The sequence below is a fragment of the Paenibacillus ginsengihumi DSM 21568 genome (assembly GCF_000380965.1).
In the GTDB taxonomy this organism is placed as follows: domain Bacteria; phylum Bacillota; class Bacilli; order Paenibacillales; family NBRC-103111; genus Paenibacillus_G; species Paenibacillus_G ginsengihumi.
The window spans coordinates 1-6,793 of sequence record NZ_KB905659.1 but is presented as its reverse complement, the minus strand read 5'-3'; the positions used below and the strand labels follow the sequence as shown (position 1 = coordinate 6,793).

At 54.3% G+C, this 6,793-nt stretch carries 5 protein-coding genes; 3 read left to right on the top strand and 2 right to left on the bottom strand.

Going from position 1 to position 6,793, the window contains the following annotated elements; genetic code table 11:
* Nucleotides 1-100 precede the first annotated feature (100 nt).
* Together F591_RS29200 and F591_RS0126405 are read right to left on the bottom strand one after the other, a co-directional pair.
* On the bottom strand, nt 101-415 hold the full coding sequence (locus tag F591_RS29200) for a hypothetical protein (RefSeq protein ID WP_040742651.1): 315 nt from the start codon (nt 413-415) through the stop codon (nt 101-103).
* Nucleotides 416-436: 21 nt separating this feature from the next.
* Nucleotides 437-1,342, bottom strand: a complete 906-nt coding sequence (locus F591_RS0126405) for an RraA family protein (RefSeq protein ID WP_019537553.1) — start codon at nt 1,340-1,342, stop codon at nt 437-439.
* Nucleotides 1,343-2,766: 1,424 nt separating this feature from the next.
* On the opposite strand from F591_RS0126405, the gene F591_RS0126395 reads away from it, so the two are divergent.
* Genes F591_RS0126395 through F591_RS0126385 form a run of 3 tightly spaced genes read left to right on the top strand, consistent with a single transcriptional unit; the run spans nt 2,767 to nt 5,912 of the window.
* On the top strand, nt 2,767-3,729 hold the full coding sequence (locus F591_RS0126395; RefSeq protein WP_019537550.1) for a carbohydrate ABC transporter permease: 963 nt from the start codon (nt 2,767-2,769) through the stop codon (nt 3,727-3,729).
* Nucleotides 3,726-4,565, top strand: coding sequence for a carbohydrate ABC transporter permease (locus F591_RS0126390; RefSeq protein ID WP_019537549.1), 840 nt, complete (start codon nt 3,726-3,728; stop codon nt 4,563-4,565). Before F591_RS0126395 ends, F591_RS0126390 begins: the two co-directional genes overlap by 4 nt.
* Nucleotides 4,566-4,598: 33 nt before the next feature.
* Entirely contained in the window at nt 4,599-5,912 is a 1,314-nt protein-coding gene (locus tag F591_RS0126385) for an ABC transporter substrate-binding protein (RefSeq protein ID WP_019537548.1), read from the top strand.
* Nucleotides 5,913-6,793: the final 881 nt, after the last annotated feature.

The window sequence follows — 6,793 nt, the reverse complement described above, 5'->3', positions numbered from 1 at the left end:
AACGTATCGCCGCCAAAGTCGCTGCCATAGAATGACGTTTACCACAAATTTACATGGAAACCGTTCAGCCCTGGCTTGTGGGGAGGGGGGGAGTTTACCCTCATTTCTGAATCAACGCGCCATCCGACTGGGAATTTCCCTGTTTATTACAGCAGTTACCGACTCGTTCTGCTACAAACTGACCGCCTTTTATGGGCTTTCGAAATTCAGGATCAATAAAGTTCTTTTCACTGGTCTGATTCCTCCTTAAAGAGGGTCGTTTTAATAAGTGTACAAAAACATCATGAACAAGTTCAAATTTAAACAGCACCAAAGCCAAGATGGGCTTTGGTGCTGCCTTATCTCCATTAAGCGCCTGAAAGCGGAAAGGCCGCCTTTCCCCGGCATAGACCGAAGGGGGCGGCCTTTCCTGCATTTTTCCGCATCTTCCGCACGGTTACAGCCGGACGTCGTTCGCCGGCCCGTTCGCCTCGAGCCGCTTCGCTTCTTCCAGCTCCTTCTCCCAGGTCAGGTGCCGGTATTCCGCCGCTTCCGCGGCCTTGTCGAACCAGTCCAGGAAGTCCTGCCACAGCGGCACCGTCCAGGAAGCGTCGATCTGCGCCGTCGTATAAACGCCCTCCTTCAGGCGAATGAAGCCGAATACGTCGCGCACCTGCGACTTCTCCGCCTGCACGACGGTCAGCTCGGCCAGATGCGGCGGGATGAAAATGACGCCGGACGGCGTGCCGAGCACGACGTCGCCGGGCAGGCAGATCGCCCGGCCGATGCGGGCGGGCGTGTTCATGCCGACCATCGTGCACTCCGCGATCGCGGTCGGATCGCTGCCCCGGTAATACACGTTGATGTTATCGATCCCGACCACCTGCTGGTTGTCCCGGATGCCGCCCCAGATGACGGCGCCGCCATGTTTTGTCCGGCTGGAGATAGCGGTCGACAGATTGCCCCCGATGTACGTGCCCTGATAAATCTTATCGTACAAATCGACGACGACGACGTCGTCTTCCTCCAAGGAATCGATCACCCATTGGTTGAAAAAGCCGCGCCTGCCTTCCTGCGTATGGCCGTAGTTCAGCAGCGTCTCGTGCAGATCGGGGCGCATCGGCACCATGACGGCGGTAACGGCGCGGCCGACCATCACTTTGTCGGGATGAATGATTTTGAAATCGCCTTCAAATTGGTACTTGTAGCCTCGGTTCCAGAGCGGTCCCCAAGCCTCCTCAAGCGTAATCTTGCGCATCCGGCGCAAAATGTCCGCAGACACCTTCGGGCGTCCGTTCGGGAACCGTTCTCCCTGCCATTGCGGCGTAAGCTGAAGAATGTCTTCCGCATGATCGAATTTCATCGCAGGCACCTCTTTCTGAAGGGAATGGGCTAGAGCTTTCCAAATCCTAAGTCTATTGTTAGGGACACACACGGTTTTGTCGATGCGACAATTTTACGGTGTTTCGCGCCCATTCGTAATTTATCCCACCTATCTTGAAAATTTGACGGTAGTCCACTGACAAAATTTCAACAATCGAAGGTGACGACCGATGACGAAGGATTTGATCGTCATAGGCGTCTATTTTGAAAATTGGACGAGGTCCTTCGGCGAATTTTCTGGCACCGAAGGTGACGGCCGATGATGAGAAGAATCGCTCGTCATAGGCGTCTCTTGAAAATAGCCCAGGGCCCGCAGACCATGAAATATTCGACAAACTGCCCAAGCCGTGTTCTTTTCAACAGCTGCTCCTTCCTGTGCTGTTCATTCCTGCGCTCCCACCGAAGCTTCCGAATCTCTAACGCTTGTGACAAACGCTATTTTGCTGAATCGTACCTTTTTAAAAATGTAACGAAACTGAGGAACGCTATTTGGTCAGAAACGCTGAATCTGGTAGCCCAAAATGCCAAATAAGGCTGCTCACTAGCGTTAGAATTTCAAATCGTCGTTTCGAGTGAAATAAGCTCTGTGGCTAGCGTTAGCCCGGCAAAACAGCATCGAGGCTAGCGAGTATGAAGAGAAACTTCTATCGAAGCACCTTCACCAGATGAGCGGGGCTGCGCTTGAGCGGCAGTTTTGCCTGGTGCAGAAAGCCACACTTCGAACTAACACATTAACGCTTTATCGAAATCAAACTTTTCTGGCAGCACTGAAAAAAAACTTGTCTTCGGCATGGCCCTTTATTGTGCAAATCTACACTTTACTGCGACGGAGATACTCAGCTGGCGGCCCCGAAACCCGCGTTACCGTGCGAACTCCAATGTTAGCGTTCGGACTCCACGTCAGCGTTCGAACTCCGAGTTAGTGCGGCCCCTCCCTGGGCACATGAGGCGACAAATCCTGCAAAAAATACAGCATTTTCCGTCCTCTTCGCACCAGAGGAAGGGTAATGTTGTATTTCGTGCAACAATTTGGGCGCGATTGGCTTCAAATCGAGGATAATCGCCCGAAATGTCGCACTTTCTACAACATTGAGCCGCAAATACGGTTTATTGCCCTGTTTTTGTTGTACAGAATACAACATTTGCTGACTCTCTTGAAAATTTGACGGTATCCACACGCTGAATTTTCAACACTGCAGGCGACGGCCGATGACGAAAGGAATCCGTTCGTCATAGGCGTCTGCCGCCCGTCATTTTCGAACCTGAAAAAATCAAACAATATCATAAAATCGCCGCCTGTGCATATGAAAGCGCTTTTGTTAAGTTGGAAGCACAGGAACTACAGATGCTCAGGTGCCCTGCACCGGCCACGGACAGGGCTTCAAGAGGAGGTTTTGCGGCACCATGTCCAAAACGACCGTGAACCGGGATTCCCCGGCGTCGCTCCTCGGCTCGCTATCGCTGAGGAGAATAAAAGCTGCGATGTCCACCCATGTTGCAGGCTACGTCTTCATAGCCCCCTGGCTCATCGGCTTTTTGCTGCTGACCGCTTGGCCGATCGCGCAATCCTTTTACCTATCGTTTACAGAGTATTCGCTGCTGGACGATCCGATCTGGGTCGGCACCGACAACTATGCCAACATTTTTTTGAACGATCCGCTGTTTCGCAAGTCGCTGGCGGTGACGTTTCTGTTCGTGCTGTTTTCCGTCCCGATCAAGCTGTTCTTTTCGCTCATGGTCGCGCTGTTCCTGAAAAACAACACCCGCGGCATGAGCCTGTACCGCACGGCGATCTACTTCCCTTCGCTGATCGGCGGCAGCATCGCGGTGTCCGTGCTGTGGCGGAACATGTTCAGCCTGGACGGCTACGTCAACCAGGTGCTCGCCTGGTTCGGCATTCAAGGGGTCGGCTGGATCACGAACCCGAGCACGTCGCTCGGCACGCTCATTCTGCTCAGCGCCTGGCAATTCGGCTCCACAATGGTCATTTTCCTGGCGGGCCTCAAGCAAATTCCCCAGGAATTGTACGAATCGTCCGCGGTCGACGGGGCCGGCAAAGTCAAGCAATTTTTCCATATTACGCTCCCGATGCTGTCTCCGGTCATGTTCTTCAATCTGGTGCTCGGCGTGATCGGCTCCTTCCAAATGTTCACCTCTGCGTTCATCATCACTAAGGGCGGTCCGGTTAACTCGACGTATGTCTATGCGCTGTTTTTGTACGAGAAGGCGTTCAAGCATTTTCAGATGGGCTATGCCTCCGCGCTCGCCTGGATCCTGCTGGTCATCATTGCCGTGCTGACGGCGATCAACTTCTTCGCTTCCCGTTACTGGGTGTTCTATGAATCGGATGGGGGGAAAGCCAAATGAACGCATCCCGGCTTCGCATCCAAAGCGTCGTCAACCACGTCTTGCTGTCGGCCATTTCGCTGCTTATGCTGTATCCGGTGTTCTGGTGGATCGGGGCGTCGCTCAAGAAAAACGAGGAAATGCGGCTGCCCACGATTTGGCCCGAGACGCCGATGTGGGAGAACTACACGAAAGGCTGGACGTTTTCCGCCGAATATTCGTTTACGCACTTTTTTGCCAATACGCTGATGATGGAGTTCTGGAGCGTGCTCGGCGCAGTTCTGTCGAGCGCGGTTGTCGCCTACGGCTTCGCCCGCATCCCGTTCAAGCTGCGCGGCTTCTGGTTCTCGATTCTGCTGCTGACGATGATGCTGCCGGGGCAGGTGACGGTCGTGCCGCAGTATATTCTGTACAATTCGTTCGGGCTCGTGGACAGCTATATTCCGCTCATTTTGCCGCATTTTTTCGGAGGAGGAGCATTCTTCGTCTTCCTGCTCGTGCAGTTCATCCGCGGCATCCCGCGGGATCTGGACGAGGCGGCGAAAATGGACGGGGCGTCGGTGTACAGCATTTTCGTGCGGGTCATCTTCCCGCTGCTGAGGCCCGCTCTCATCACGGTAGCGATCTTCACCTTCATCTGGAGCTGGGACGATTTCTTCGGGCAAATGCTGTATTTGAGCTCGATCGAAAAATATACCGTTGGACTCGCGCTGCGCATGTTCGTCGACCAGTTCGAGGTTCAGTGGGGCCAGCTGCTGGCGATGTCGCTGCTGTCCGTCGTGCCGTCGGCGATCGTCTTTTTCCTGGCGCAAAAGCATTTCGTGGAAGGCATCGCGACGACGGGGCTCAAAGGTTAATGTTTTCATCCATGGGAAGGGGAGTCGATATCGATGAAAAGAAAGCGTATCGGAATGCAGGCATTATTCGCTTTGTCCGCTGTATCGCTTGCCGTATCGGCCTGCAGCGGCGGAGGAACGGCGGAGCCGGACGACAAGCCGGGCGAAGGAAGCGGCGGCGGGAGCCAGCTCAGCATTATGTGGTGGGGCCCGGACGCGAGGCACCAGGCGACCTTGAAGGCGCTCGAGCTGTACACGCAGCAGCATCCGCAGGTGACCTTCAAGCCCGAATATTTGGCCTGGGAAGGGTACTGGAACAAGCTGACGACTTTGGCCGCTTCGAAGACGATGACCGACATTTTGCAGATGGATGCGGCGTACATTCAGGACTACGCGTCGCGCGGCACGCTGGAGGACTTGTCCGACATCGACTTAAGCGGCGTCGTCGATCCGAAAATTTTGGAAAACTTGAAGATCGGCGGCAAGCTGTACGGCATCCCGCTCAGTCATAACGGCCAAGGCTTCGCCTTCAATAAGACCGATCTGGAGGCGGCCGGCATCGCGCTGCCGAAGCAGGGCTGGACATGGGACGAATACTTCCAGTTCGCCAGAGACGCCCGGGCCAAGCTGCCCGAGGGCAAGTACGGCATCGCCGACTCGTCGGGCGATTGGAACTTCTATCAATATTACCAGATCGCCATGGGCAAAGGCCCGATGCTGACGGACGGCACGACGTTCAATCTGGACAGAGACACCTGGTTCCAGTTCCAGAACATCTACAAGCAGCTGCGCGAGGAAAAGGTCGTGCCGCCGATCGAAGTGTCGAAGGCGTTCGTGGAGAACGATCCGAAGGGCGACCCGATGGCGTCCGGCACGGTCATGACCCGCGGGGCGACCGTCGGCTCCGTCAGCGTGCTGGAGCAGCTCATGCCCGGCAAGGTCGGCGTCGTCAGCTATCCCGTCGGCCCGACCGGCGGGGGATGGGCGCAGTCGACGATCTTCCTGAGCGTCAGCGCCAACTCCAAGAACAAAGAGGCCGCCAAGCAATTCGTGAAGTGGTTCATCACCGACAAGGAAGCCGGTAAAACGCTCGGCCTGACGCGCGGCATCCCGATCAACGAGGCGATCTACAAGGAGTTGGAGCCGGCCCTGGAGCCGAAGGACAAAATCGCCAAGGAGCTGCTCGAGCAGGCGCTGCCTCACGCGCTGCCCTTCTATCCCGTCCCTACGGGCTGGTCGGAATGGGCGCAGGCGTACCCGAACGAAATGGACGCCGTCGTGTACGGCCAGCAGTCGCTTGAGGACGCCTTCAAGAAAATCGAGGCTTCGGGCAAAGCCGCTGCGGCGAAAGTGGCCGGGAGGAAATGAGAACGTGACGGCAGGAGGGTGGGCGTGAGCCCGGCTGTTTGAGCCACAACGCAAACGAAATATGGCACGGATGGGCCGCGGTGCGAAACGGGCCGAAAACGTACAAATCGCTGCTGCTGATGGTCCAACATAACCAAACCGAATAAAACCAATTCTGATGGCTGGCCGTATACAGGCAGCAAAGCAAAAGGCATTTCCTATCGTGAAAGGGCAGCGGGACGCTGGCTTTCATGGGCGGAAATGCCTTTTATTTGTGGTTGGCCGCTTCGACCGTGCTTGAAGCCGCCGGACAACGATGTTCTGTGAAATGCCGGTTGCCTTGCGATGACCTCGCAGAGTAAAAGTAAGTTACCGATACACCCTTTGAGCCATCCAGAGGGCAATGCCTACAGTCGCTATGAAAGCGAGAGAGACAAAGGCCGGCATAGCCGAGCTTCGTCTTCGTTACAGTGTGCCGATCGTAAAAGTCGGAGCTTCGATGGAAAAAGCCCGTCCACAATTCCGCGATTTAATGGAGGACGACCAGAGTGAAGTTTTTAAGGATGGTCATAGGAAGAGCACCTCGCTTGGAAGTGATATGTAAATTTAGTGACATTCAAAATAGATAAGAGAGTAAGTATTTTTGTGTATGCTTGCTCATTTACAGCTCCAACAATAATATCGTACAATACAACCAACAAACCAAACAATAAAAAACTCGACAAACAAACTTGATAAACTTTCAAAAGCTCTTTCCCACTTGAACCTTGAGTAGGAATGAGCTTTTTTTTGCATGCCCAAAATCAAAGGAGGATGAAACAAATGGCAAAACGTGAACAGGTAGTGGCAGAAGAGTTGAAGAACCAAGAAGAACCAAGAAGAGACAAAAAGAACCAGAAACC